The sequence below is a fragment of the Flavisericum labens genome (genome assembly GCF_045446075.1).
In the GTDB taxonomy this organism is placed as follows: Bacteria; Bacteroidota; Bacteroidia; order Flavobacteriales; family Flavobacteriaceae; genus Flavisericum; species Flavisericum labens.
In genome coordinates this window covers 248,293-273,318 of record NZ_JBJJBQ010000004.1, presented here as the reverse complement: position 1 = coordinate 273,318, position 25,026 = coordinate 248,293, and the positions used below count along the sequence as shown (strand labels likewise).

Below are 25,026 nucleotides of genomic sequence, written 5' to 3'. Positions count from 1 at the left end.
TAATCGTTTACTGATAATTGTCATAATTCTTAAGTCTTCATGTGACTAATTTTGAACCGTAGTTAACATGAATTTTACAAAATATTAAATAAATAAAAAGATGGAAGTAAAACAATTTAGACCAGGAACTTGGATTGACAAGATTGATGTTAGAGATTTTGTCAGTAAAAACGTCACTCCTTATCATGGAACGCACGATTTCTTAGTTGGCCCAAGCGTAAAGACCCAAAAACTTTGGGACTTATGTAAGGAAGCAACTAAGCAAGAACGAAAAAATAATGGTATCCTGGCTTTAGATACAGATATAATTTCGACAATAAGTGCATTTAGCGCTGGTTACATTGATAAAGAAAATGAAGTGATTGTTGGTCTACAAACTGATGAATTGCTAAAACGTACCATGAAGCCGTTTGGAGGTTTTAAAGTAGTTCAAAAAGCTCTATCTGAGCACGGTGTTAAGCCAAATGACAATTTAACAGAACTGTTTACAAAATATGTAAAAACTCATAATGACGGTGTTTTTTCGGCCTATAACGCAGAAATTAAAAAATTCCGTTCGTTAGGATTTTTAACAGGATTACCAGATAATTATGCCCGTGGTAGGGTTATTGGCGATTACCGTCGTATAGCACTTTATGGTATCAACTTTTTAATTGAATCAAAAAAAGCAGATTTAGCCAAAATTACAGGGCCGATGAGTGATGCGGTTATCCGTTTACGTGAAGAGGTTTCAGACCAAATTAAGGCTCTCAAAGAAATAATTGCGCTTGGTGCTATATATGATTTAGATTTAAGTCGTCCTGCAGAAAACGCTAGAGAAGCTGTACAATGGACATACATGGGATATTTGGCAGCAGTAAAAGAACAGGACGGTGCTGCAATGTCATTAGGAAATGTATCTACCTTCCTTGATATTTATATCGAAAATGATTTACAAGAAGGCTTGATATCTGAAGATGAAGCTCAAGAGTACATCGATCAGTTTGTTATGAAATTACGTATGGTACGTCATTTAAGAATGAGTGCTTATGATGAAATTTTTGCTGGAGATCCTACTTGGGTTACAGAAGCTATTGGTGGTATGTTTGAAGACGGCCGAACTAAGGTGACGAAAACATCTTTTAGATTTTTGAATACGCTTTACAACCTTGGGCCTTCACCAGAGCCAAATATGACCATACTTTGGTCTCCAGACTTGCCACAGAACTTTAAAAATTATTGTTCAAAAGTAGCTATTGATTCTTCTTCAATCCAATTTGAGAATGATGAATTGATGAGAACTATAAGGGGTAATGATGATTATGGTATTGCTTGTTGTGTGTCTTACCAAGCACTAGGTAAGTCTATTCAGTTTTTTGGAGCAAGAACCAACTTGGCAAAAACCTTATTGTTGGCTATTAATGGCGGACGTTGCGAAATTTCCGGAACTCAAATGGTAGATGGTATTGAGCCATGCGACTGTGAGTATCTAGATTTTGATAAGGTAATGGCTAACTTTAAAATAGCCATGAAAGAAGTGGCCCGCGTGTACAACGATTCTATGAATATTATCCACTACATGCACGATAAGTACTATTACGAAAAAGCTCAGATGTCGTTGATTGATACTAATCCTAGTATTAATATCGCTTATGGAATTGCTGGGTTATCTATTGTAGCAGATTCGCTTTCGGCAATAAAATATGCCCAAGTAAAACCTATAAGAAATGAAGATGGTTTAACTGTTGATTTTAAAATAGAAGGTGAATTCCCGTGCTATGGTAACGACGATGATCGTGTTGATACTTTAGCGGCAAATGCAGTGGCCGATTTTAATAGCGAACTTAAAAAACTGCCGGTTTACAAAAATGCGGAACCTAGCATGTCTGTACTAACCATTACATCAAATGTGGTGTACGGTAAAAAAACAGGGGCAACTCCAGATGGTAGAGCAAAAGGAATTCCGTTTGCACCAGGAGCAAATCCAATGCACGGTAGAGATTCGAATGGAGCAATTGCTTCTTTAAACTCTGTTGCAAAAATAAGCTACGAGGATTCGCAAGATGGTATTTCAAATACCTTCTCTATAGTCCCAAAATCTTTAGGAGCCAATAGTCAGGAGCGAATAGAAAATTTAGCTACTATTTTAGATGGTTATTTTTTAAGAAAAGCACAGCACGTTAATGTTAATGTGTTGGATAAAGAAACTTTACTTGATGCCATGGAGCACCCAGAGGAATACCCACAGCTAACCATTAGGGTATCAGGTTATGCCGTTAATTTTGTAAGACTAACAAAGGAGCAGCAAATGGAAGTTATCACACGCTCGTTCCACGAATCAATCTAATTTATATTTAATGTTTTGTATGTATCTGAAAAACGAATTGTCATGATTTGTTTTTCAGGTACATTTTTTAAAGCGAAATAGTATCAAATCAAAAGAAAACATATTAAGGGTTCATTCCATCGAATCGTTCGGAACGCACGATGGTCCTGGGATAAGAATGGTGGTTTTTTTGCAAGGCTGCAAATTAAAATGTTTGTATTGTCATAATCCAGACACTATAGATACTTCAGGCGGACAAGAATTTCATATTGAAGAATTGGTGGATAAGGCGGTTAAAATGAAATCTTATTTCGGAAAGAAAGGAGGCGTTACGGTATCTGGTGGAGAGCCGTTGCTGCAATCTAAAGAATTGGTGACTTTTTTTAAGCGTTTAAAGGAAGAAGGTATTCATACCAACATTGATACCAATGGTAGAATATTGAATCATTTCACTGAAGATTTATTAGACAACTATGCCGATTTGGTAATGCTTGATATAAAACACATGACTGAAGAAGGCTATGAGTTTTTAACAGGACAGAAAAACAAAGAAACCACTTTTACTTTCGCCAAACATAGAGAGGCATCAGGTAAAAAAATGTGGTTGCGCTATGTACTCATTCCAGGAATAACGAATAAACCAGAGTTGCTTCATCAATTAGGCAATTACTTTAAAGATTACAAAACCATCGAAAAAATTGAACTTCAGCCTTATCATAAATTAGGCATCCATAAATGGGAAGCATTGGGTTGGGATTACAAACTTAAAGATGCCAGAGAAAATAAGAAGGAAGAGATTGAAGCTGCGGCCGAAATCTTAAAAAGTTACTTTAAAGAAGTTAAAATAAACTAAAGCGTACTTATTTAAAGAAGTACATAAATTAAACACATTATGAAAAACCAAAAACTAAAAAACCGTTGGCTCATTGCTGCTTCCGCAGTTGGTATCCATATTTCTATTGGATCAGTTTATGCGTATTCGGTAATGACCAACCCAGTAAAAGATATTTTTGATGTTGACGGCAGTGTAATAAAATGGGCGTTTAAAATAGCTATTTTATTATTGGGCCTATCGGCTGCATTTTTAGGGCGATGGGTAGAAAAAGTTGGCCCAAAAGTAAGTGGAACAACAGCAGGATTATTTTATGGAGTCGGCATTTTAGGTTCAGGGCTGGCGGTACAATTAGAATCTTTAACCTTATTTTACTTGTGTTATGGTGTTATTGGTGGTATTGGCCTTGGTTTAGGTTATATAACTCCGGTAAGTACTTTGGTAAAATGGTTTCCAGACAGACGCGGATTGGCAACAGGCATGGCCATCATGGGCTTTGGCTTTGCAGCTTTAATTTTCGGTCCAGTGATGCAATCACTTTTTGATGCTGTTGGCGTATCCAATGCCTTTTATATTTTAGGAGTAATTTACATGATATTGATTCTATCGTCTGCAAGATATATAGAACGTCCACCTGAAGGTTATATGCCAGAAGGTTTTAAACCAGGCGAAGGAAAAGCTATTAAAAAAGATATGGCTAATATAGATGCCAACTCTTCATTAAAAACAACTCGGTTTTATTATATCTGGGTTATGATGTTTATAAATATTGCCTGCGGTATTGCTATAATATCTGCGGCAAGCCCAATGATGCAAGAAAAGTTAAACTACACCCCAATGGAGGCAGCTACCATAGTTGGTTTAATAGGTGTGTTTAATGGTCTCGGAAGAATCATGTGGTCGAGTCTTTCTGATTATCTGGGTAGGGCAAATACCTATATTATATTTTTTGCATTCCAGATTTTAGCCTTTTTATTACTGCCTAAAATATCAATGGAAATCATGTTTTTAGTAGTACTCTTTACAGTAATAACAATGTATGGTGGTGGTTTTGCAACACTTCCGGCGTTCTTGGGTGATTTATTTGGCACCAAACAGTTGGGCGCCATCCATGGTATGGTGCTGGCAGCATGGGGTCTGGCAGGAGTTGTAGGTCCTACTATTTACGATGTGGTTAAGAATTCCACGGGCTCGTTGGATACTACCTTAAAAGTTTTTGCAGGTTTATTTGTGGTCGCCCTAGTGTTATCTCTATTTATGAAACGCACCGTAAATAACGCTTATCGGGCTACAGAGAGTAAAATAAATAAAAAAGTAAAATTTGCCTAATGTTTAAATTTAGGCTTATAAACGGATAGGTTTTCAATTTATTTGAAGATTCTAAACGTTACACAGTAAATCTATAATTAGGAGAATTGTAGAGGTTATTTTTAGTTAATTTTATTTTGAAAAGTCCCGATTTTATAGTTTTTTCGGGACTTTTTTATTTTTCAAAAGGCTTTATTTCAATTTCAAAAAGATTTTCAAAAATGTCGAATATTTTTTGTGAATCTTTTTTTCTGACTGAAATCGTAATCTCACAATCCATTTCCATTTTTTGGTCAATGATTTTTAGCCGATGCTCTTTTATAACGCGCATCACGGTATTCATATTTTTATACCCGAAAGCAATTTTACAGTGAACGTTAACCGTTTTTTTAACAATTTTTGAAGCTTCCAAAGTCATTTGTGCAGCCGTTTTATAGGCATTGATTAGACCGCCAACGCCTAGTTTTACACCACCAAAATACCGGACTACAACAATCAAAATGTTGGTTACTTCAAAAGATTGTATTTGCCCGTAAATGGGCATTCCCGCAGAATTGCTGGGTTCACCATCATCATTGGCGCGATAGGATATGGTTTCGGTCCCTATTTGGTAAGCGTAGCACCAATGGCGTGCCGAATGGTGCTCTTTTTTTATGCTCTCTAAATGCGCTTTAATAGCGTCTTCATTTAAAACTGGAAATGCATAGCCGAAAAATTTACTGTTTTTGTCTTTAAATAAAACAGGTTCTGGTGGTTTATTTATGGTTTTGTATGTATCCTTTTCTTCCAAATTAAAATAAACTCTTTTTGGTTTCAAAAAGTGTAGTAACGTCTTCATCTCTGGGGTTAATATGCCAAGTGCTGAATTTTAATTTATGGGCGCTCTCAATGTTACTTTGGTTATCGTCAATAAAAAAGCATTCGTCTGGTTTTAGGTTATTTTCATTTAAAAGGAATTCAAAAATATTGTTATTGGGTTTAACCAAGTTAATTTCGTGTGAGAGGTAAAAAGCATCAAAACAATTTTTAAAATCGTTGTAAAATGGAACGTTTTGATTTATCCAGCTTATGTGCAAATCGTTGGTATTGCTCAGTAAAATAAGCTTGTATTTCGATTCTTTTTTAAGATTTTTTATGAAATCCAATCGATGTTCGGGAAAGTCTTTTAGCATAAAATTCCAAATCTCTATGAGTTCCTCTTTTGAAAGCTGCGGAAAATTTTCGGAATAAGAATTAAGAAAATCTTCAGTTGATATCAACCCCTGTTCATACAAACTATTGAAAGCTAAAATATCTTCAGGTAAGCTGTCAATCTGAAATTTTTCCAAGGCAAATTTTTGAGCACCTTCAATGTCCAAATTGATGAATACATTACCAAAATCGAAAATAAGTGCTTTAATCATTAGTGTAAAACTTTAAAATATCGTCCAGTATGATTTGTTCTGAAATTAGTTTTCCGGATAACTCAGGTGATTTCACTCCTGAGCCAAAAACAGCTTTTCCAGTAAAAACGCGAGCTTCGTCCCATAAATTTTCATCAATAAACATTTGAAGTGTTTTGGCGCCACCTTCAATAATTATGGAGCTTATGTTTTTATTAAAAAGCTTTGTGCAGATGGATTTAGCCGAATTTTCTTTTAGAATAATCGTTTCTGCTTCATCATTAAAAACATTAAAATGGTTCGCGAGTTTTTCATTTTTATCCAAAACTACCCGAATGGGGTTTGTGCCCGTCCAATCCCGTACCGTTAAACTCGGATTATCTTGTAAAACAGTGTTGGGGCCAACTAAAATAGCTTGTTCTTCGGCACGCCATTTATGCACCAATTGTCTTGAAAAAGTATTGGTTATCCAAACCGGTTTTTGTTCGTTTCTTGTTTGTGGTGCGATAAAACCATCATTGGTTTCGGCCCATTTTAAAATAATGTAAGGACGCTTTTTATTGTGAAATGTGAAAAATCGTTTGTGGTGTTCTTTGCATTCTTTCTCCAAAACACCAACGATAACTTCACAGCCAGCCTGTTTTAATTTGGCAATGCCTTTGCCCGAAACTTGTTCGTAGTCATCAATACAACCAATTACCACATTAGGTATCTTGTGATTTATAATAAAGTCGCTGCATGGTGGGGTTTTGCCAAAATGTGAACAAGGTTCAAGGGTTACATAAAGAGTAGATTCTTTAAGTAGTTCCTTATTGCTTACGGAGTTTATCGCATTCACTTCAGCGTGGTTACCACCATATTTGCTTGTAAAACCTTCACCAATAATTTTATTATCATGAACAATAACACTGCCCACCATAGGGTTTGGTCGTGTTGTCCCCAAACCGTTTTCGGCAATTTCTATACAGCGTTTTATATAAGTTTCATGAGTAATCGCCATTAAAATTTAATTTTTACGTCTTCAGAAACGTCAACCATATAGGCATGCGAAAACCCTAAAACCTTATATTTAATATCACCTATATACTGGACTTTTACTTTCTTACTGAACAAACTACCAATTAATCCACCAATATTTTTATTGCTAAAAATGCTATCGGTTGGAATATGGGTTCGCAGTGGAATGCTAAATTCTTTTTTTGCTGGAACTTCAAAATTTTTGGTTGAAACCGAAGCCATTTCGTTGCCGTTAACCAACACTTTTATTTCATCAGTTTGCAGTTCACCCCCAATATCATTGTGGTTTATAAACAGGGCATCGGCTGTAAATGTCACAAATTTAGAGTTCGATTCAATAATTTTAATGTTCTCAACACCAATAAATTGAGGTTTTTCAGTCACAGTGCAAGACAGAATTGCCATGCATATTGTTGATAAGATTATCAGTTTTTTAACTATCATTTTTTTCGATTTAATGTATCTTCACTTCGTTAAAAGGGTGATAACAGTGGGTAAAGATACTATAGTTATTCGAGAAATTGAACCGCAGGATAATGAGCAGATTGAACGCGTTATAAAATTGTGCTTTCATGAGTTTAAAATTCCATTGGAAGGAACGGCCTATGCAGACCCTGAAACGAAAAAGATGTTCGAATCATACCAAAATGACAATGACGTTTATTATGTTGTTGAAAATGATGGTATTGTTATGGGTGGTGCGGGAGTAAAACCGTTACGAGACCATGAAAAGGAAGTGTGCGAGATTCAAAAAATGTACTTTTCGCCCGAAATTCGTGGTTTGGGTTATGGGAAAAAAGTATTTGAAAAATGTATGGAATCCGCTAAAAAAATGGACTACAAAACCTGTTATTTAGAATCTGCCTCTCAATTAAAAGCTGCCATACATATTTACGAAAATTATGGGTTTAAACATTTAGAAAGCGCATTGGGAAATACCGGACACTATTCTTGCGGTGTTTGGATGACAAAAGATTTATAATTGACAATGAAGTTAAAAGCCATTCAAAATAAGTTTCACGAAGAGCTAGATTCTCTTTATCCTATTGAAGAGGTAGATAGTTTCTTTGGTATGTTGGCAGAAACATATTATGGGGTAAAACGTATTCAGCTTGCTACAAATCCCAATTTGGCTTTTGAAGATGATCGTAAAATATTTAACGCACTAAACGAGTTAAAGCAAGAAAAGCCCATCCAATATATTCTTGGCGAAACGGAATTTTACGGTATGCCTTTCCAAGTAAATGAAGGTGTTCTCATTCCTAGACCTGAAACTGAAGAGTTGGTGGAGTGGGTGTTAAAAAAAGTGGATGTTAATTCGGAGATGAATATTTTGGATATGGGGACAGGAAGCGGTTGTATAGCAATAGCTTTGGCTAAGCATTTGCCAAAATCAAATATTCATGCATTGGATATTAGTACTAAAGCCTTAAAAGTAGCCCGCGAAAATGCGAAAACAAATAGGGTGGATGTATCGTTTTACGAAGCCAATATTTTGGCATTGGGCAATACCATCAATAACAAAAATTTCGATATTATAGTCTCTAATCCGCCTTATGTGCGCGAAAAGGAAAAGCAGCACATGAAACCTAATGTTGTAGATAACGAACCACATTTAGCACTTTTTGTGAAAGACGAAGACCCCTTACTGTTTTACAAGGCTATAACCGATTTTGCCAACATAAACCTAAAGAAAAACGGATTGTTGTTTTTTGAAATCAACGAATACTTAGGAAAAGCTATGATTGATTTGTTAACACATAAAAGTTTCAAAAACATAGAATTAAAACAAGATATCTTTAAAAAAGATAGGATGATTAAAGCTGAAAAAGCCCATGAACAATATTGAAAAGCGCATACAAAATTTGCGAAATGAGTTACGTGAGCACAATTACAATTATTACGTACTGGATAATGCCACTATTTCAGATTATGATTTTGACCTTAAGTTAAATGAACTTCAAGATTTAGAAGAAAAGCATCCCGAGTTTTTCGATGCCAATTCACCCACACAACGTGTTGGAGGTGCTGTTACCAAAAATTTTGAGACTATAGCCCACGAAAACCGAATGTATTCCTTGGACAATTCGTATTCAAAGGAAGATTTACAAGATTGGGAAAAGCGTATTAAAAAATTGGTGGATGGCGATATTCAATATACTTGCGAATTAAAATACGACGGCGCTTCCATCAGCCTAACTTATATAAACGGCATTTTGAATAAGGCGGTAACGCGTGGAGATGGTTTTCAGGGAGATAATGTCACCGCTAATGTCAAAACCATAAAATCGGTACCACTACAATTGAAGGGCGATTATCCTGAAAAATTTGATATTCGAGGGGAAATTGTACTGCCGTTTGATGGGTTCAATAAAATGAATGAAGAGCGCATTGAAATAGGAGAAGAGCCTTATCGAAACCCAAGAAATACGGCATCTGGTAGTTTGAAATTACAAGACAGTGCTGAAGTGGCTAAACGTCCGTTGGAATGTTTGCTTTATAACTTAACAGGCAATCATTTAGGAATAAATACACAGTTTGAAGGATTGGAAATAGCTCGACAATGGGGTTTTAAAGTGCCCAGTGCTGCAAAACTGTGCAATTCCATTGATGAGGTTTTAGAGTTTATTGAACAATGGGATACCGAACGTCATAATTTACCGTATGAAACCGATGGTGTTGTTGTTAAAGTTAACAATTTACAGCAGCAGGAAGAATTGGGGTATACTGCCAAAGCACCGCGTTGGGCTATGGCTTACAAGTTTAAATCAGAGCAGGTTTCAACACGGCTTAACAGTATAAGTTATCAAGTAGGGCGTACGGGAGCAATCACACCTGTAGCCAACCTAGAACCTGTTGAGTTGGCTGGAACAACGGTAAAAAGAGCGTCTTTACATAATGCCGATCAAATTGAAAAATTAGATGTAAGAGTAGGTGATACCGTTTTTGTTGAAAAAGGCGGTGAAATTATCCCTAAAATTCTTGGGGTTGATTTGCTAAAGCGCTTATCAGATTCCCAGCCTACCGAATACATTACTAGCTGTCCAGAGTGCGGCACAGAACTTATTAGGCAAGAAGGTGAGGCACAACATTATTGCCCAAATTATAATGGCTGTAAGCCGCAAATAATTGGTCGAATTCAACATTATATTTCGAGAAAAGCCATGGATATTGAAGGATTAGGGGGAGAAACCGTTGGACTTTTGGTGAATGAAGGGCTGATAAGTAACTATTCTGATTTATATGAATTGACCAGAGAGCAAATTATTCCTCTGGAGCGAATGGCAGAGAAGAGTGCCGATAACATGATAAATGGTATAGACCAATCTAAAAATATACTATTCGAACGGGTATTATATGCTTTGGGAATCCGTTATGTTGGGGAAACAGTTGCTAAAAAATTAGCGAAACACTACAAGAGTATTGATGCCATATCGGCTGCATCAAATGACGATTTGATTAACGTGGATGAAATTGGAACAAAAATAGCCGAAAGTGTGCATGCCTTTTTTTCTTCAGAGGAAAACTTAAGAATCCTAAATCGATTGAAGGAATTTGGAGTTCAATTGGAAATGTCTGCCGAAGAACTTGAAGGTAAAACAAATATTTTGGAAGGGCAGTCTATAGTAGTTTCAGGAGTTTTTGAAAGTATTTCCAGAAATGAACTTAAAAAGCTGATTGAGGATAACGGTGGCAAGGTAAGTAGTTCGATATCTTCAAAAACGAGCTATATCGTTGCCGGGGATAAAATGGGACCCAGTAAAAAACAAAAGGCGGAATCTCTCGACATAATTATTATTGATGAGTATCAATTCTTACAAAAAATAGATAAAAATTGATTTTTTATCGATTAAAAGCATTTTTATTCGTTTAAAATCAATTTATTTATTTATATTTGACTTGTAAGCTAAATAATCTCTTATGAACAAGTCAAATATTTTAGTTGGTTTTGTTTTATTATGTTATGTTTTATCCGTCATTTTTGAATTTAGTGGCTATGAGACTGTTGCATATTTTTTGCATTCGCTAATTGTACCCTTAATCACATTAATATATGTGCTATTCGCAAAAAGAAAGAGCAGACTGTTTTTATTATTCTTGATATCTTATACGTTGTCCGAATTAATGGGTCTAGCCATTGATAATATGCCATATGAAGGTACCCAAAAGTTATACGATTTTCAATATTATTTTGGTAACTTATTATATATACTTTCCTATTTATTTTTAGTTATATTAATTAGCAAATCACTTAGCTTTGGTCATGTTATTAAAAATTTCAAGATTTATATTTTGGCGTTAACGGCACTTAGTGTTTACTTTATTTATGTTTTACAAGAGGTCATCAGTCGTGATTTAATTGTGGAAAGCGACTACTATTTTGAGTTGATTTATAATATTGTTACCATTTTACTGCTGCCATTATCATTATTGAACTATTTCTATAAAGACAACAAAAAGGCTTTATATTTATTTATAGGCTCATTGTTTATTGTGTTTTCCGAAGTCATGGATGTCGCACATATTTATATCACAGAGATGAGTGTATTGAATTTTTTGTCAACAACATTTGCTTTACTTGCCTTTTACTTCTATTATCAGCAATCGAAATTGACGAATATTGCTACCCAACAGCAATTTAAATTTGTCGATTAATGAGGTTTATTTATTCTTTTAAGGCATATCTTTTCTGTGTAGATATAGAATAAACACAGACAGTAAAAAAGTAGTTATCGCCACAACAAATAACAGGCCACCATCACCTTTAATTTCTATCCCTAGTTTTGTTAAGTGTAAGATTATCGCACCTCCAATAACCCCAATTGTTAGGCTAGCACCCATCCAAACAGTTTTTGGGAAAAGTAATAGAATGCCAGCGATGAGTTCTAGAACGCCTATACCAATTCTGCCGAAAGGCTCAAGGCCTACTTTTTCAAAAATGTAAACGCTGTCCGGATGGGCAAGAAATTTAAACCGTAGGGTTTGTATGAGTATTAAGGCTACAATAATTCTTAAGCTCAGTGAAAGATATTTTTTCATAATACCTGGTTAATTATATTTTTAGACGCATTTTTGAGAGATAACTTATGGGAGACCAGTGTTTTTTCGATAAAAGACCTTAATTTTAGAGTTTTTTCGATGAAAAAACCTTTTTATCGGTAAAATAAAAGTAACATAGTATATTTATCACAACTTGCTTGTGTACATGTTATGAAAAAATGGTGCCTGATAAATTCTGGTTTGGTTCTTTTCGGACTATCACTATTAATGTTAATCACAGTGTTCTGTGCTTAACATTTTAGTAAACCTGTTTATTTAAGCTTGGTTTTGATTGTTTGTATACCCATATTTACTTTTTTCTATTTCCTAAAGCTTAATATTTTAAGTTTTACAATGGTTTGTTTTTTATTGTCTGCAGCTAAAAAAAACAAAAATATTTAACAAAATGGCTAAATGTGTAAACCTCATGAATAAATAAATAATTTGAATGTACTTTTGCTACCTTTGCGGAAATGATAAAGATAAATGATTTTAAAGGGTTTTAAGGAAAAATCTAATAAAAAGTACTTGAACAAATTGTTGTCTGAAAGGAAAGCAAATGTAACCAACAACAAGGTTGTAAGTTTAGGCGTTATCTTAAATATTGATGAAATTACTGACTTTGACCGGTTCAGAAAATTGGCAGATTATATTAAGGTAAGGCCAAACCGACTAAGGATTGTTGCATATTCTCAAGACAAAAAAGAAAATTTAAATTCTTGGGACCAATGTTATAATCCCAAAGATTTTGGTTGGAAGGGTGTTATTAAAAATGTAGAATTGCAGGAGTTTTTAAATACCGAGTTTGATGCACTTGTTAGTTATTACGAAAAAGATGAATTGGAACTGAAGATGATGACGGCACTTTCAAAAGCAAAATTTAAAATCGGCATTTTACAATCGGATGAACGGCTGAATGATTTAATTATAAAAACGAATTTAAAAGAATTTAATCTTTTTAAAGAAGAAATTTTTAAGTACCTAAATATATTAAAAAAAATAAAAGAATAATGAGTAGAAAGTTTTTAGGAACAGGAGTTGCATTGGTTACACCTTTTAACGAAGATTTAAGTGTAGACCATCAAGCCTTGGGCAATATTGTAAATTATAATATTGACAATGGCGTTGAGTATCTTGTGGTATGTGGTACTACAGGAGAAACGGCAACCCTTACTAAAGAAGAAAAGAAAGAGGTTTTGGCAACGGTTTCTAAAGTAAATAATGGTCGTGTGCCAATTGTTTTGGGAATTGGCGGTAACAATACGGCCAACGTTATTGATGAAATAAAATTGACTGATTTTATCAATGTTGATGCTATTTTATCGGTTACTCCTTATTATAGCAAGCCAACACAAGAAGGTATTTACCAGCATTTTAAGGCCATTTCCGAAGCTTCGCCAATTGACATTATTCTGTATAATGTACCCGGTAGGACTTCAAAGAACATCGAGCCAGAAACAACAATAAGGTTGGCCAACGATTTTAAAAATATCGTAGCAGTGAAAGAGGCTGGGAACAGCATCTCTCAATATTATGAACTCATAAAAAATAAGCCTGAAGATTTCTTGATTATTTCTGGTGATGATGATTTAGCCTTGGGAGTAGTTTTGGCAGGTGGAGCGGGAGTTATTTCTGTAATTGGTCAAGGCTTTCCAAAGGAATTTTCGGAAATGATTCGTTTAGGGTTAAAAGGCGATGCTAAAGCTGCTTTTAAACTCCATTTTAAATTAATTGATGTTATTGGTTATATTTTTGAAGAAAATAATCCTGCCGGCATTAAAGGTGTTTTTGAAGCTTTAGGTTTGTGCAGAGATTCGGTAAGGTTGCCCTTGGTGCCTGCATCTGTTGGTTTAAAAACCAAAATAGCCAGTTTTGTAAAAGGCTTTTAGTGTGTTAAATATTACTTAAACCTAATGATTACTGTCCTTAAGCCATTATTTTAGCGACAAAATAATATTTTTAAAATCCATAATAATAGCTTAATTTTGCGAGCTGTAATAAAAATAAATGAATAAGTTTTTTTACATAGTAGTATTTATCACTTTATTAACGAGTTGTAGCGAATATCAGAAGGCCTTGAAGGCAGAAGATATAGCGACAAAGTTTAAAATGGGTCAGGAGCTCTATAATAATGGAGATTATTCAAAAGCCAATAGGCTTTTTGCTCAAATCGTCCCTAATTATAGAGGGAAACCACAAGCTGAAAAGCTCATGTATCTGTATTCCAATTCATATTATCAAATGAAGGATTACTATGTGGCAGGCTATCAGTTTGAGCGTTTCGCGTCTAGTTATCCTGAAAGTGAAAAATTAGAAGAAGCATCATTTTTTAGTGCTAAAAGTTACTACATGCTCTCTCCGGTTTACTCAAAAGACCAAACCGAAACTAAGGAAGCCATTGAAAAGCTTCAGGAGTTTATAAATTTATTTCCGGAATCCCAATATTTGGAAGAAGCTAATAAACTGGTACAGGAATTAGATTTTAAATTGGAAAAAAAGGCTTTTGAAATTGCTAAGCAATTTAATCAAATTTCAGATTATCCAGCTTCAGTGAGATCCTTCAATAATTTTATTTTTGAATTCCCTGGTTCTAGATTGCGCGAAGAGGCTCTGTTTTACCGATTAGATTCTGCCTATAAATTGGCTATGAACAGTGTAGAGTTCAAAAACACAGTACAGGAAGGTTTAGTACCTTTGAAACGAAATAGACTTGAAGAAGCTCAAGATTTTTCTGAAGCCTTCAAAGCGTCATATGGCAATTCTGAATATATAGAGGAAGTTAGTGAAATGCAGGCAGATATTGCCGAAGAATTAAAAAATTACAGTGCAAAAAGTTAAATATAACAACAAATGGATTTAAAAAAAATCAATGCTCCGGTTAATACGGTTACGTATGACAGAAATCAAATAGATGAGCCAACAGAGAACATCTACGAGTCTATTTCTATCATTTCAAGACGTGCAGAACAAATCAATACAGAAATCAAAAAAGAACTGATTGATAAGTTGGAAGAATTTGCTACGTACAACGATAGCCTAGAGGAAGTATTTGAAAACAAAGAGCAAATAGAGGTATCTAAATTTTACGAAAAATTACCGAAACCTCATGCTTTAGCTGTTCAAGAATGGCTTACTGATAAAATTTATTTTAGAAATACAGAGGAAGATTCCGAATAATTATTTCTAAATTTAAACACCATTTAATAAACTCCAAAACCGTTTTAATAGATGGTTTTGGAGTTTGTTTGGTTAATAATATTAAGCTTTTTTATGAGCATTTTAAGCGGAAAAAACATATTGATGGGCATTACAGGAGGTATTGCCGCTTATAAAACCGCTTCGTTGGTTAGGCTGTTTGTTAAATCTGGAGCCCATGTAAAGGTCGTGATGACGCCTGCTGCCAAAGATTTTATAACGCCCTTAACCTTATCTACACTTTCAAAACATCCGGTATATTCTTCTTTTACAAACGAAGAAGATGACAATGCCGTTTGGAACAACCACGTTGATTTAGGGCTGTGGGCCGATTTGTTTGTCATTGCTCCGGCAACGGCAAATACACTTTCAAAAATGGCCAATGGGGTCTGTGACAATTTGTTATTGGCAACCTATTTATCGGCTAAATGCCCGGTGTATTTTGCTCCAGCCATGGATTTGGATATGTACAAGCACGAAAGTACTTTACGTTCCTTCAAAATATTGAATAGCTACAATAATGTTATGATACCTGCGGCTAGCGGTGAATTGGCTAGTGGGCTAGTGGGTGAGGGGCGAATGGCAGAACCAGAGGAAATTGTAAGTTTTATTGAGCAGAATATTTTAGATAAATTGCCTCTTCGCAATAAAAAAGTATTGATTACTGCTGGGCCGACTTACGAAGCCATAGACCCTGTTCGATTCATTGGAAACCATTCTAGCGGTAAAATGGGATTTGAAATAGCCAAAGCGGCTGCCAATCTGGGAGCAAAAGTAGTTTTGATTTCAGGGCCAACGCATCAAAACGTGTCACACAGTTTAATAGAAGTAGTGCCTGTTATCAGCGCCCAAGACATGTATGGCGTTGTTCATGAGCGTTTTGAAACCGTTGACATAGCTGTGCTTTCTGCAGCCGTGGCCGATTTTTCACCAAAAGAAGTCGCCAGTCAGAAAATAAAAAAGAAAACTGATACGTTAACTTTAGTGCTAACAAAAACAAAAGATATTTTAGCTTCTTTAGGAGAAATTAAAAAGCAGCAATATTTAGTAGGTTTTGCTTTAGAAACTAACAATGAGCTTGAAAATGCAAAAGGAAAGCTAAAAAAGAAAAATTTAGACTTAATTGTGTTAAATTCGCTTAACGATAAAGGTGCTGGTTTTAAAAGTGACACCAACAAGGTCACGTTTATAGATAACAAAAACCAAATCACTGAGTTTAAATTAAAATCGAAAGCCGAAGTAGCTACCGATTTAATGAATAAAATTATATCTGAAATTAATGCGTAACATACTATTCGTCATAATCATTTGCTTCTCCTTTACCGGGTTTTCACAAGAGCTAAATTGTAATTTGGTGGTTAACGCCGAGCAAACGGGTAACGAAAACTTTCCCATTTTCAAGACTTTGCAAAAGGAACTCACAGAATTTATAAATAACAGAAAATGGACCAATAAAACCTTTAAGCCACAAGAGCGAATTAATTGCAGTATGGTAATTAATATCAGCAATTACAGTGGTGAAACCTTTCAAGGGACACTTCAGGTGCAATCCTCTCGTCCGGTATATGGCTCGTCTTTTAGTACACCAGTTTATAATTTCAATGATAAAGATTTTAACTTCCAATATTTAGAATATCAGAACTTAATTTACAATCCGTCGCAGTTCGAATCGAATTTAGTGTCGGTTTTAGCCTTTCATGTTTATATGATTCTGGCTTTAGATGCTGATACGTTTGAACAAAAAGGCGGTGATGAATATTACAAACAAGCGCAAATAATCACTAATTATTCGCAGCAAGGTAATTTTAAAGGATGGAAGTTAGAAGACGGTTTGCAAAGCCGTTTTGCACTAATTGATAATGTATTGTCGCCTACTTTTAAAGAATATCGTGATGTAATGTACAACTACCATAGAAATGGTTTGGACGCTATGAGCGATAATGTGAAAGACGGAAAAGACCAAATAGCCTCGGCTATCGAAAGTTTTAAAGCTATGAACAGCCGCCGACCAAATTCTTTTTTATTACGTACGTTTTTCGATGCTAAAGCTGATGAAATAGAACAAATTTTTACGGATGGTCCTAACGTGAATATTGCTAAGGTTAAGGAAACACTTCAAAAAGTGGCGCCTATGCACAATAGTAAATGGCAAAATATTAAGTTTTGATTTAGGTTGAAGCTCGAATGGAGAAGTTTTAAGTATGAAGCTGAAAACTGGAAGTCAATCACCAAAATCTGAACTCTGAGAACTGAATACCGAATACTGCAAACTAAAACATGCTAACCACACTTTCTATAAAGAACTACGCCTTAATCGATAATTTACAAATCGATTTTAACGATGGTTTTTCAATAATTACGGGTGAAACAGGTGCAGGAAAATCCATTTTATTGGGTGGGTTGTCCTTAATTCTTGGGAAACGTGCCGATTTGAGCAGTCTAAAAGATGGCTCAGAAAAATGCATTATCGAAGCGGTTTTCAATATTTCAAACTATAATTTAAAAGCATTTTTTAAAGATCAGGATTTTGATTTTGAAGAGCAGACTATCATTCGTCGTGAAATTTTACCTTCAGGAAAGTCGAGAGCGTTCGTAAACGATTCGCCTGTAAATTTAAGCGGTTTGCAACTCTTGGGAGAACGCCTCATCGATATCCATTCTCAACACCAAACTTTAGAGCTTACCAGCAACGAATTTCAATTTCAGGTTATTGATGCTTTGGCAAAAAATGACACTAAATTATCAAAGTATAGAGAAGCGTTTAAAAATTATAAATCTTTTCAAAAAGAACTCGACCACCTTCTAACGCTCAAGTCAGAAGCCATTAAAGAACACGATTACAATACGTTTTTGTTGAACGAATTGGTTGAGGCTAATTTGGTAGAGGGGGAATTGGGACAGCTTGAAGAAGAGTACGAAACATTAAACAATATTGAGGGTATAAAGGAAAAGTTGGGCGAAGCTTATCAGTTGCTTAGTGAAGATGAAATTGGGATTTTATCGTCCTTAACAACTTTAAAAAATGCCTTTCAGAAATTATCAGGGTTTTCGTCAAAGTATGAAGAATTGCACAATCGAGCCAATAGTAGTCTAATTGAAATAGATGACCTTTTTGATGAAGTTAACAATTTGCAAGAAGAACTTGACGCCGACCCACAGCGATTGGAAGCAGTTGATTATAAGTTGAAAACGTTGCATAACTTGATGCAAAAGCATTCGGCCGAGAATGTTTCAGAGTTAGTAAAAATAAAGGAGGAGTTAGAGGAAAAAGTGTCGGTCACCGAAAATTTAGATGGTAATATTCAAAAAAAGGAAGAGCAGATAGCATCAAAAGCAAGCGAGTTAAATGCTATTTCAGAAGAACTCCATTCTAAACGTACTGAGGTTATTCCAAAGTTAAAATCACAATTGGAATCCATTTTGGCAAGTTTAGGCATGCCCAATGCACAATTTAAAATAGAGGCTGTTTTGGCCGATTCATTTTTGGCCAACGGAAAAGATACATTGTCATTTTTATTTTCGGCAAACAAAGGCGGCAGTTTTAACGAGTTAAAGAAAGCGGCATCGGGCGGGGAATTATCACGAATTATGTTGGCTATAAAATCGGTTTTGGCCAAATACATTCAATTGCCAACCATTATGTTCGACGAGATTGATACCGGTGTTTCTGGCGAGATTTCAAATAAAATGGGCGATATTATGTTGGAAATGAGTAAAACCATGCAAGTATTTTCCATTACGCACTTACCTCAAATTGCAGCAAAAGGGCATTCACATTTTAAAGTCTTTAAAGAAGATGTAAACGAAGTGACACAAACCAATTTAATCAAATTGAATCACGACGAGCGTATTGTTGAAATTGCTCAAATGCTAGGAGGCAAGAATATGACGTCTTCCGCAATTGCACATGCGAAAGAATTGCTTAATTGAAGTGCAAGAATGCACAGACAAACCTAATTGTTAAAATCATAAATTTAATAGTATATTTACTTTATAAATTCGAATAACTAATCAACATATAAAACATTACATATGTATAATTTACTAAAAGGAAAAAGAGGAATTATTTTTGGGGCGTTAGATTCTAATTCCATTGCGTGGAAAACGGCAGAGCGCGTGCATGAAGAAGGCGGAAAATTTGTTTTGACTAATGCGCCTGTTGCGATGCGAATGGGGCAAATTAACGAATTGGCAGAGAAAACAGGTTCAGAGATTATTCCAGCCGATGCTACTTCCTTAGAAGATTTAGAAAATTTAATTGAAAAGTCGACTGAGATTTTAGGTGGCAAAATTGATTTTGTTTTACACTCTATCGGGATGTCTATTAACGTTAGAAAAGGTAAGCACTACACCGACCAAAATTATGATTGGACACAAAAAGGTACCGATGTTTCGGCGATGTCTTTCCATAAGTTGATGCAGACTTTATATAAAAAAGATGCAATGAACGAATGGGGAAGTATCGTTGCTTTAACTTATATGGCAGCACAACGTGTGTTTCCAGATTATAACGATATGGCCGATAATAAAGCCTATTTAGAAAGTATAGCGCGTAGCTTTGGGTATTTCTTTGGAAGAGATAAAAAAGTACGTGTAAATACTATTTCACAATCTCCAACGCCAACCACAGCTGGTAGTGGTGTAAAAGGGTTTGATGGTTTTATTGCCTATGCCGATAAAATGTCGCCACTTGGTAATGCCACAGCCATGGATTGTGCCAATTATACAGTTAGCCTATTTAGTGATTTAACCAAACGCGTAACTTTGCAAAACCTATATAACGACGGTGGTTTTAGCAATATGGGCGTTAGCGATGCGGTAATGAGTACTTTTGTGGGAGAAGACGAATAAACCTATTTGAAATATAAAGTGAAAGCCATCTTTTAAAGATGGCTTTTTTTTTGGTTAATGCGATTTATCACAATGTTAGAAATAACAGGGGATTTTAGGTAAACCTGAGTCATGTCGACGTAAGGAGACATCGAATAACAGAGATTATTTTTATAGGCATTTTAGGTTTAAGTTGTTAGAGTATTAATTACATTTGTGACATGCATTTACAATTTTCTTTCATAATCCCAGTGTATAATCGACCTGATGAAATCAAAGAACTTTTGCAAAGTTTTGATACGTTGGAAGGTGATAGAGATTTTGAAATTGTTATTGTTGAAGATGGTTCGGATAAGTCTTCAAAAGATGTGGTTGGGGATTATTCCAAAAAGTTGAATATTTCCTATTTTTTTAAAGAAAATTCAGGTCCGGGTGATTCCAGAAATTTTGGAATGAAACAAGCCAAGGGCAATTATTTTATCATTTTGGATTCTGATTGCATCTTACCAAAACAATACTTAAACAAAGTAAAAAAAAGCTTAAAAGAAAATTATGTTGATTGCTTTGGTGGTCCAGATGCAGCACACGAGTCGTTTTCTAATTTGCAAAAGGCCATTAACTTTTCTATGACGTCGTTTATCACAACTGGTGGTATTCGAGGAAGTAAGAACAGTATAGGTAAATTCCAACCTAGGAGTTTTAATATGGGGCTTTCAAAAAAAGCTTTCGAAGCTTCAAAAGGTTTTGGCCGCATCCACCCTGGCGAAGACCCCGATTTGTCCATCCGCCTTTGGAACTTAGGGTTTAAAACCAAACTTATTCCTGAGGCTTATGTGTTTCATAAGCGCCGAATTTCTTGGAACACCTTTTACAACCAGGTGCATAAATTCGGACTAGTGCGGCCTATTTTGAATACATGGCACCCCTCAACAAAAAAAATCACCTATTGGTTTCCCTCGTTTTTTATCTTGGGTTTGTTGTTTTCGTTGGTGCTTTTGTTGTTTCAAATAAATTGGCTGTTTAAAGTTTATGTATTGTATTTTGTGTTGGCATTTATTTTGTCCATATTAGGTACAAGAAATTTAGTGGTAGCGCTGTTGTCATTACCTGCCATTTTGGTGCAATTTTGGGGGTATGGTTACGGGTTTTTAAAATCCACTTGGGCTGTGTCGGTTTTAAATAAAGAACCAGAGGCATACTTCCCTAAATTATTTTTCAAATAGCAATGATTAAAAAAATTAGGACTGGCATATTATCTTCAATAAAAAGTAAACGCATTAATGTTTTTGTGCTTTTTTTATTGTCGGCCTTCATTATTTTGATGTTCACCAAGCTTTCAAAAGAGTATACCCATACAGTATCCTTTGGTATAGAAAAAAATAACGTTCCGCAGAAATATATCATTTTAAACGATTCGATAAAACTTGATATTACGTTAAAAACCCACGGTTTTAAATGGCTTAAATATGCCTTTTATCGTCCTAAAGTAAAAATAGATTTCAGTGAAGATGTTTATAGAAAAAATGATGTTTTCGAATGGAGCAAAAGCACAGCATTTTTAAATAATACACAATTTGATAAACAAGTGGAGTTGTTAAATTTATCGCCAGATACGCTTCGATTTAGGTATGGTGTTAATTTGATAAAAAAAGTCCCGGTTAAAACGAATACCAATATTAAATTTAGTTTGGGTTATGACTTAGCAGGTCAAGTGGTTTCAGAACCCGATTCGGTTACTGTTGTTGGTCCCAATATTCTGGTATCGAAAATTGACTTTTTAGAAACCGAGCAGTTAAATTTGGTCGATGTGCGTTCGGATTTAAATGCTACAGTTTCACTTAAATTACCTGAGAATAAAGGAGATTTAAAGTTTTCAAAAACAAAGGTTATTCTTAAGGCGCAGGTTGATAAATTTACCGAAGGCACCTTAAAAATTCCGGTTACTATGGTTAATGTGCCAGTAGGCATAAATATAAAATATTTTCCGAAAACGGTTGGTGTTTCATATTACGTTAGCTTGAGCAACTTCGATTCGGTTATAGCGAAGGATTTTAAGGTAGTTTGTAATTATGAGAAAGCCACAGAAAATCAATCTTTTTTAATACCAGAATTGGTGAAATATCCTGAAAAGGTCAAAAATGCAAAAGTGAACCAACAACACGTAGAGTTTATAATAACAAAATAATGATTGTAGGACTTACAGGTGGAATAGGCAGCGGAAAAACTACCGTTGCTAAAGAATTCGAGAAATTGGGTATTCCGGTTTACATTGCAGACGAGGAGGCTAAAAGACTCATGAACGATTCACCCGTTATTAAGCGCGAGCTTACTCATCTATTTGGTAAAGATGCTTATACAGATGGAGAACTTAACAGACCATTCATAGCTAATATTATTTTTAACGATAAATCTTTTTTGGAAAAAATGAATGCCATCGTACATCCAAGGGTGGCAAAACATTTCAATAAATGGATTTTTAAACAAAATGCACCATACGTCATCAAAGAAGTAGCTATATTATTTGAAAACGGTGGGAATAAAGCTTGTGATTACGTAATTACCGTTGTGGCACCGAAAGCGGTTAGGATTAAACGTTTGTTGCACCGTGATGATACTACCAAGAAAAAAATCGAGGCCATTATAAAAAATCAATGGACTGACGACGAAAAGACCAAACTTTCCAATTACGTTATCAATAATGTAAAACTAGAAGATACTCAGGCACAAGTTTTGCAGATACACCATCAATTACTCAAAAAAATCTGAAATTTAACATTTTTGTTAATGTAAGGTTAAATGGTAAGTTTTTAATTGTTAAAATGTTAATTTTGAATAATGAGCAAGAAGTTATTCGTCCTGTTAATAATATTAATGAGTTTGTCGCTGGTTGGTATTATTGCCATTCAAGCTTATTATATTAACGACTCGGTAAAGAATGAAAAGGAACGTTTCAAATCTAATGTGTTAACGGTTTTAAACAATGTGTCTAACACCATAGAAGAAAACGAGTTTGAAAATTATTTTAATGAATACCAGAGTTTGCCCAAAGAAAAAAGGGCAGATGAAGAAACCGTTTCTCAGTTACTTATTTATAGAAAAAATAATAGCACAAAAGAAACGCTTATTTATAAAAGTAATGTTTTAGAAGAGAACTATAAACTATCTTCTTCGCTCTTTGACATTGGTTTAGATAGCCTTGATATTAAAAATATTATTGGTAGTTCCAGTACAGAAATTTACAAAGATCTTGGAGCTTCAGATAAAGATTTAAAAAGTCCGATTTCCAAAATAATAGAAACCGGTACTATTGACGAAGCCCAAAAATTAAGTTTTAAGAAGAGTTTTAAAGAAGTTTTTAAAACCAAACCGGTACACAAGCGGATTTCTGAAGATGAAGTAAGGACTCTACTTTCCGAAAGGCTAAAAAAGTACGGCATCAATATAGATTTTGAATTTGCCATATATGGTAATGATTTGGCAACAAAAGTGCAAAGTGATAACTTTGAGAACGATGTTAATTCAACCTTTGGTGTGCCTATTTTTTACGACGAAAACAATAGGAGTCTTTACAGGCTGTTAGTTAATTTTCCGGACGATAGAAAATTTATATTTTCATCAATTATTGGAATGATTTTACTTTCAGTGGTATTTACTTCAATTATTATTTTAGCCTACGGTAGTACTTTGACCCAGTTGGTAAAACAGCGTAAGATTTCGGAAATTAAAACCGATTTTATAAATAATATGACGCATGAGTTTAAAACGCCCATTGCCACCATTAATTTGGCTCTAGATGCCATTAGAAACCCGAAGGTAATAGATGATAAAGAAAAAGTAATGCGTTACCTGAGAATGATAAAGGAAGAGAATAAACGCATGCACGCCCAAGTTGAAAATGTATTGAGAATATCTAAACTGGAAAAAAACGAACTTAATATTAGTAAGGATAGGGTAGAGATGCACGACCTAATTGTAGATGCCATAACCCATGTAGAGTTGATTGTTGAAGACCGACAAGGTTATATAAAAACGTTTTTCAACGCGGAACAAGCTTCGGTTTTGGCAAACGAAACACACTTTACCAATGTTATAGTCAATATCCTGGATAATGCTATAAAGTATTCTCCAGAAGCACCAAAAATTGAGGTATCTACCGAAAATGTAGGTAACAATATTATATTAAAAGTAAAAGACCACGGTAGCGGTATGAGTAAAGCTGCTGCAAAAAGGGTGTTCGAAAAATTTTATAGAGAGCACACTGGAAATATTCATAACGTAAAAGGTCATGGTTTAGGTTTGGCCTACGTTAAACGAATTGTAGAAGACCACCAAGGTCACGTATCAGTAGAAAGTGAAAAAGACAAAGGAAGCACGTTTATTATTTCGCTTCCGTTAATATCTTAACATATGGAAGATCATAAAAAAAGAATACTATTAGTTGAGGACGACCCTAATTTTGGTACTGTTCTTAAAGATTATTTAATGATGAACGATTATGAAGTTACCCACGCCAAAAATGGCATGGAAGGCTTTGAAAAATTTAAGAAAGACGACTTTGATTTATGCATTCTTGATGTGATGATGCCCTATAAAGATGGGTTTACATTGGCAAAGGAGATTAGGGAAAAGAATAACGATGTGCCCATTATATTTTTGACTGCCAAAACCATGAAAGAAGATGTGCTAAAAGGCTATAAAGTTGGCGCAGACGATTATCTAAATAAACCATTTGATAGCGAAGTGCTATTGATGAAAATAAAGGCTATTATTCAAAGAAAGGCTACAGAAACTATCTCAGATAGTAAACAATTTGAGTTTAAAATTGGACGTTTCCATTTAAATTCTAAATTACGTTTCTTGCGTTTTGATGACGGTGATCCTGAAAAATTATCGCCAAAAGAAAATGAATTATTGCGTTTGCTGGCATTACACGAAAACGATTTAATGCCTCGTGAATTGGCTTTAACTAAAATTTGGAGGGATGATAATTATTTCACTTCAAGAAGTATGGATGTGTATATCGCCAAATTGCGTAAATATTTAAAACCAGACCCAAAAGTTGAAATACTTAATATTCATGGCGAAGGCTTTAGGTTGGTGGTAAATGAATAAACAAA

General features: G+C 34.8%; 25 protein-coding genes. 20 read left to right on the top strand and 5 right to left on the bottom strand.

The window, feature by feature from the left end:
• The first annotated feature begins 100 nt into the window (after window positions 1-100).
• The 3 genes from pflB (at window position 101) to ACIEHO_RS09365 (ending at window position 4,466) form a co-directional block, all read left to right on the top strand.
• On the top strand, window positions 101-2,326 hold the full coding sequence (gene pflB, locus ACIEHO_RS09375; RefSeq protein WP_406970984.1) for a formate C-acetyltransferase: 2,226 nt from the start codon (window positions 101-103) through the stop codon (window positions 2,324-2,326).
• An 82-nt stretch (window positions 2,327-2,408) separates the two neighbouring features.
• Complete coding sequence (gene pflA / locus ACIEHO_RS09370; protein ID WP_406971086.1) at window positions 2,409-3,158, top strand: pyruvate formate-lyase-activating protein; 750 nt, start codon at window positions 2,409-2,411, stop codon at window positions 3,156-3,158.
• 39 nt (window positions 3,159-3,197) lie between these two features.
• Window positions 3,198-4,466 (top strand): L-lactate MFS transporter, encoded by a 1,269-nt coding sequence (locus tag ACIEHO_RS09365; protein WP_406970982.1) that lies wholly within the window; start codon window positions 3,198-3,200, stop codon window positions 4,464-4,466.
• Window positions 4,467-4,620: 154 nt separating this feature from the next.
• On the opposite strand, the gene ACIEHO_RS09360 is transcribed toward ACIEHO_RS09365, so the two are convergent.
• From ACIEHO_RS09360 to ACIEHO_RS09345, 4 genes are read right to left on the bottom strand one after another with little or no spacing between them, the layout of a single operon-like run.
• A complete protein-coding gene (locus tag ACIEHO_RS09360) occupies window positions 4,621-5,283 on the bottom strand; it encodes an IMPACT family protein (RefSeq protein ID WP_406970980.1) in 663 nt (220 codons plus the stop codon).
• On the bottom strand, window positions 5,237-5,848 hold the full coding sequence (locus ACIEHO_RS09355; protein ID WP_406970978.1) for an HAD family hydrolase: 612 nt from the start codon (window positions 5,846-5,848) through the stop codon (window positions 5,237-5,239). Before ACIEHO_RS09355 ends, ACIEHO_RS09360 begins: the two co-directional genes overlap by 47 nt.
• Complete coding sequence (ribD, locus tag ACIEHO_RS09350) at window positions 5,841-6,827, bottom strand: bifunctional diaminohydroxyphosphoribosylaminopyrimidine deaminase/5-amino-6-(5-phosphoribosylamino)uracil reductase RibD (RefSeq protein ID WP_406970976.1); 987 nt, start codon at window positions 6,825-6,827, stop codon at window positions 5,841-5,843. The genes ACIEHO_RS09355 and ribD overlap by 8 nt, the downstream gene beginning before the upstream one ends.
• Window positions 6,827-7,288, bottom strand: a complete 462-nt coding sequence (locus ACIEHO_RS09345; protein ID WP_406970974.1) for a hypothetical protein — start codon at window positions 7,286-7,288, stop codon at window positions 6,827-6,829. The genes ribD and ACIEHO_RS09345 overlap by 1 nt, the downstream gene beginning before the upstream one ends.
• A gap of 46 nt (window positions 7,289-7,334) precedes the next feature.
• Here ACIEHO_RS09345 and ACIEHO_RS09340 point away from each other — a divergent pair, with 46 nt between their 5' ends.
• From ACIEHO_RS09340 to ACIEHO_RS09325, 4 genes are all read left to right on the top strand, one after another.
• Window positions 7,335-7,826 (top strand): GNAT family N-acetyltransferase, encoded by a 492-nt coding sequence (locus tag ACIEHO_RS09340; RefSeq protein WP_406970972.1) that lies wholly within the window; start codon window positions 7,335-7,337, stop codon window positions 7,824-7,826.
• Between the two features lie 6 nt (window positions 7,827-7,832).
• Window positions 7,833-8,693, top strand: a complete 861-nt coding sequence (gene prmC / locus ACIEHO_RS09335) for a peptide chain release factor N(5)-glutamine methyltransferase (RefSeq protein WP_406970970.1) — start codon at window positions 7,833-7,835, stop codon at window positions 8,691-8,693.
• Entirely contained in the window at window positions 8,680-10,683 is a 2,004-nt protein-coding gene (gene ligA, locus ACIEHO_RS09330; RefSeq protein WP_406970968.1) for an NAD-dependent DNA ligase LigA, read from the top strand. The genes prmC and ligA overlap by 14 nt, the downstream gene beginning before the upstream one ends.
• An 82-nt stretch (window positions 10,684-10,765) precedes the next feature.
• The gene (locus tag ACIEHO_RS09325) at window positions 10,766-11,500 is read left to right on the top strand and encodes a hypothetical protein (RefSeq protein WP_406970966.1); all 735 of its coding nucleotides are present in this window, start codon (window positions 10,766-10,768) and stop codon (window positions 11,498-11,500) included.
• Between the two features lie 18 nt (window positions 11,501-11,518).
• On the opposite strand, the gene ACIEHO_RS09320 is transcribed toward ACIEHO_RS09325, so the two are convergent.
• A complete protein-coding gene (locus ACIEHO_RS09320) occupies window positions 11,519-11,884 on the bottom strand; it encodes a DoxX family membrane protein (protein ID WP_406970964.1) in 366 nt (121 codons plus the stop codon).
• 486 nt (window positions 11,885-12,370) lie between these two features.
• Here ACIEHO_RS09320 and ACIEHO_RS09315 point away from each other — a divergent pair, with 486 nt between their 5' ends.
• The 13 genes from ACIEHO_RS09315 to ACIEHO_RS09255 all read left to right on the top strand — a co-directional run bounded on the left by ACIEHO_RS09315 (window position 12,371) and on the right by ACIEHO_RS09255 (window position 25,021).
• Entirely contained in the window at window positions 12,371-12,895 is a 525-nt protein-coding gene (locus ACIEHO_RS09315; RefSeq protein ID WP_406970962.1) for a DUF6913 domain-containing protein, read from the top strand.
• Window positions 12,895-13,773, top strand: a complete 879-nt coding sequence (dapA, locus tag ACIEHO_RS09310; protein WP_406970960.1) for a 4-hydroxy-tetrahydrodipicolinate synthase — start codon at window positions 12,895-12,897, stop codon at window positions 13,771-13,773. The genes ACIEHO_RS09315 and dapA overlap by 1 nt, the downstream gene beginning before the upstream one ends.
• A 118-nt stretch (window positions 13,774-13,891) precedes the next feature.
• Window positions 13,892-14,722, top strand: coding sequence for an outer membrane protein assembly factor BamD (locus tag ACIEHO_RS09305; protein WP_406970958.1), 831 nt, complete (start codon window positions 13,892-13,894; stop codon window positions 14,720-14,722).
• 12 nt (window positions 14,723-14,734) lie between these two features.
• A complete protein-coding gene (locus tag ACIEHO_RS09300) occupies window positions 14,735-15,061 on the top strand; it encodes a DNA-directed RNA polymerase subunit omega (protein ID WP_406970956.1) in 327 nt (108 codons plus the stop codon).
• 93 nt (window positions 15,062-15,154) lie between these two features.
• Window positions 15,155-16,366 carry a bifunctional phosphopantothenoylcysteine decarboxylase/phosphopantothenate--cysteine ligase CoaBC gene (coaBC, locus tag ACIEHO_RS09295; protein WP_406970954.1) on the top strand — a complete coding sequence of 404 codons (1,212 nt, stop codon included), beginning with the start codon at window positions 15,155-15,157 and terminating at the stop codon, window positions 16,364-16,366.
• Complete coding sequence (gene porD / locus ACIEHO_RS09290) at window positions 16,359-17,246, top strand: type IX secretion system protein PorD (RefSeq protein ID WP_406970952.1); 888 nt, start codon at window positions 16,359-16,361, stop codon at window positions 17,244-17,246. Before coaBC ends, porD begins: the two co-directional genes overlap by 8 nt.
• Before the next feature lie 110 nt (window positions 17,247-17,356).
• Window positions 17,357-19,009, top strand: coding sequence for a DNA repair protein RecN (gene recN / locus ACIEHO_RS09285; RefSeq protein ID WP_406970950.1), 1,653 nt, complete (start codon window positions 17,357-17,359; stop codon window positions 19,007-19,009).
• A 102-nt stretch (window positions 19,010-19,111) separates the two neighbouring features.
• A complete protein-coding gene (locus ACIEHO_RS09280; protein ID WP_406970948.1) occupies window positions 19,112-19,930 on the top strand; it encodes an enoyl-ACP reductase FabI in 819 nt (272 codons plus the stop codon).
• Window positions 19,931-20,130: 200 nt separating this feature from the next.
• Window positions 20,131-21,132 (top strand): glycosyltransferase, encoded by a 1,002-nt coding sequence (locus tag ACIEHO_RS09275; RefSeq protein WP_406970946.1) that lies wholly within the window; start codon window positions 20,131-20,133, stop codon window positions 21,130-21,132.
• A gap of 2 nt (window positions 21,133-21,134) precedes the next feature.
• The gene (locus ACIEHO_RS09270) at window positions 21,135-22,094 is read left to right on the top strand and encodes a CdaR family protein (RefSeq protein WP_406970944.1); all 960 of its coding nucleotides are present in this window, start codon (window positions 21,135-21,137) and stop codon (window positions 22,092-22,094) included.
• Window positions 22,094-22,675, top strand: coding sequence for a dephospho-CoA kinase (gene coaE, locus ACIEHO_RS09265; protein WP_406970942.1), 582 nt, complete (start codon window positions 22,094-22,096; stop codon window positions 22,673-22,675). Before ACIEHO_RS09270 ends, coaE begins: the two co-directional genes overlap by 1 nt.
• Window positions 22,676-22,744: 69 nt before the next feature.
• Window positions 22,745-24,313 carry a sensor histidine kinase gene (locus ACIEHO_RS09260; RefSeq protein WP_406970940.1) on the top strand — a complete coding sequence of 523 codons (1,569 nt, stop codon included), beginning with the start codon at window positions 22,745-22,747 and terminating at the stop codon, window positions 24,311-24,313.
• A 3-nt stretch (window positions 24,314-24,316) separates the two neighbouring features.
• Window positions 24,317-25,021 carry a response regulator transcription factor gene (locus tag ACIEHO_RS09255; RefSeq protein WP_406970938.1) on the top strand — a complete coding sequence of 235 codons (705 nt, stop codon included), beginning with the start codon at window positions 24,317-24,319 and terminating at the stop codon, window positions 25,019-25,021.
• Window positions 25,022-25,026 lie beyond the last annotated feature (5 nt).

Excerpts from the sequence above, each read along its gene's own strand:
- pflB (WP_406970984.1), top strand. The coding sequence starts at position 101 with ATGGAAGTAAAACAATTTAGACCAGGAACTTGGATTGACAAGATTGAT.
- ACIEHO_RS09365 (WP_406970982.1), top strand. The coding sequence starts at position 3,198 with ATGAAAAACCAAAAACTAAAAAACCGTTGGCTCATTGCTGCTTCCGCA.
- ACIEHO_RS09360 (WP_406970980.1), bottom strand. The coding sequence starts at position 5,283 with ATGAAGACGTTACTACACTTTTTGAAACCAAAAAGAGTTTATTTTAAT.
- ACIEHO_RS09355 (WP_406970978.1), bottom strand. The coding sequence starts at position 5,848 with ATGATTAAAGCACTTATTTTCGATTTTGGTAATGTATTCATCAATTTG.
- ribD (WP_406970976.1), bottom strand. The coding sequence starts at position 6,827 with ATGGCGATTACTCATGAAACTTATATAAAACGCTGTATAGAAATTGCC.
- ACIEHO_RS09345 (WP_406970974.1), bottom strand. The coding sequence starts at position 7,288 with ATGATAGTTAAAAAACTGATAATCTTATCAACAATATGCATGGCAATT.
- prmC (WP_406970970.1), top strand. The coding sequence starts at position 7,833 with ATGAAGTTAAAAGCCATTCAAAATAAGTTTCACGAAGAGCTAGATTCT.
- ligA (WP_406970968.1), top strand. The coding sequence starts at position 8,680 with ATGAACAATATTGAAAAGCGCATACAAAATTTGCGAAATGAGTTACGT.
- ACIEHO_RS09325 (WP_406970966.1), top strand. The coding sequence starts at position 10,766 with ATGAACAAGTCAAATATTTTAGTTGGTTTTGTTTTATTATGTTATGTT.
- ACIEHO_RS09320 (WP_406970964.1), bottom strand. The coding sequence starts at position 11,884 with ATGAAAAAATATCTTTCACTGAGCTTAAGAATTATTGTAGCCTTAATA.
- ACIEHO_RS09315 (WP_406970962.1), top strand. The coding sequence starts at position 12,371 with ATGATTTTAAAGGGTTTTAAGGAAAAATCTAATAAAAAGTACTTGAAC.
- dapA (WP_406970960.1), top strand. The coding sequence starts at position 12,895 with ATGAGTAGAAAGTTTTTAGGAACAGGAGTTGCATTGGTTACACCTTTT.
- ACIEHO_RS09305 (WP_406970958.1), top strand. The coding sequence starts at position 13,892 with ATGAATAAGTTTTTTTACATAGTAGTATTTATCACTTTATTAACGAGT.
- ACIEHO_RS09300 (WP_406970956.1), top strand. The coding sequence starts at position 14,735 with ATGGATTTAAAAAAAATCAATGCTCCGGTTAATACGGTTACGTATGAC.
- coaBC (WP_406970954.1), top strand. The coding sequence starts at position 15,155 with ATGAGCATTTTAAGCGGAAAAAACATATTGATGGGCATTACAGGAGGT.
- porD (WP_406970952.1), top strand. The coding sequence starts at position 16,359 with ATGCGTAACATACTATTCGTCATAATCATTTGCTTCTCCTTTACCGGG.
- recN (WP_406970950.1), top strand. The coding sequence starts at position 17,357 with ATGCTAACCACACTTTCTATAAAGAACTACGCCTTAATCGATAATTTA.
- ACIEHO_RS09280 (WP_406970948.1), top strand. The coding sequence starts at position 19,112 with ATGTATAATTTACTAAAAGGAAAAAGAGGAATTATTTTTGGGGCGTTA.
- ACIEHO_RS09275 (WP_406970946.1), top strand. The coding sequence starts at position 20,131 with ATGCATTTACAATTTTCTTTCATAATCCCAGTGTATAATCGACCTGAT.
- ACIEHO_RS09270 (WP_406970944.1), top strand. The coding sequence starts at position 21,135 with ATGATTAAAAAAATTAGGACTGGCATATTATCTTCAATAAAAAGTAAA.
- coaE (WP_406970942.1), top strand. The coding sequence starts at position 22,094 with ATGATTGTAGGACTTACAGGTGGAATAGGCAGCGGAAAAACTACCGTT.
- ACIEHO_RS09260 (WP_406970940.1), top strand. The coding sequence starts at position 22,745 with ATGAGCAAGAAGTTATTCGTCCTGTTAATAATATTAATGAGTTTGTCG.
- ACIEHO_RS09255 (WP_406970938.1), top strand. The coding sequence starts at position 24,317 with ATGGAAGATCATAAAAAAAGAATACTATTAGTTGAGGACGACCCTAAT.